This is a genomic window from Pseudomonas sp. K5002, from assembly GCF_013386655.1.
Lineage (GTDB): Bacteria > Pseudomonadota > Gammaproteobacteria > Pseudomonadales > Pseudomonadaceae > Aquipseudomonas.
This window is the reverse complement of the sequence record NZ_JACARK010001420.1, coordinates 1-686: the sequence shown is the minus strand read 5'-3', so window position 1 is coordinate 686 and position 686 is coordinate 1. Positions and strand designations below refer to the sequence as shown.

The window sequence follows — 686 nt, the reverse complement described above, 5'->3', positions numbered from 1 at the left end:
GTTGCGGCACGCCGCAATACCGGGTGGCGCCGTGCAGGCGGTGCACCCGTTCGATCAGTGCGTTGCGGTCATTGGCGTCACGGGCGACGCGAATCGCTTCACGGTCCGCTTCCAGCGAGGCCAGCAGCATCGCGAGCATGTCTGCCGCCAGATCCGCCTTGCCGGCCGCCAGGCGCAAACCTTCTTCATGGTCCAGCACCGGCAATTGCGTGGCATGCCCGAAACTTTCGGTGCCACGGTCCGGGCCCTGGTTGCGCAGGGCCAGCCCGGTCCATTTCAACACCACCTGGGCCAGTTGCCGTTCGCTGATGGGTTTGGTCAGGTAATCATCCATGCCGCTTTGCAGCAGGGCGCGTTTTTCGTTGGCCATCGCATGGGCCGTCAGCGCGACGATGGGCAGCGGTGTGCCATGGCGTTCGCTTTCCCACGTGCGGATTGCCTCGGTGCTCTGGCGACCGTCCATCCCCGGCATCTGCACGTCCATCAGCACCAGGTCGAAGGCTTCCTGCTTCACTGCCTCGATGGCCGAGTAACCGCTTTCCACCGCCTGGACCTTGGCGCCCATGTCTTCCAGCAGGGTTTGCACCAGCAGTAGGTTGGCCGGGTTGTCGTCGACACACAGCACCCGCGGCGCGCGGCTGGACAGGGGCTCGCCGGGTTCGCTGCGCAGCGGGCGCGGGCTGATC

1 protein-coding gene is annotated in these 686 nt (G+C 66.0%); it reads right to left on the bottom strand.

Annotation, left to right across the window (positions count from 1 at the left end; genetic code table 11):
- On the bottom strand, positions 1 to 686 hold a 686-nt coding region (locus tag HX846_RS36865; RefSeq protein ID WP_178967421.1), incomplete at both ends, for a response regulator.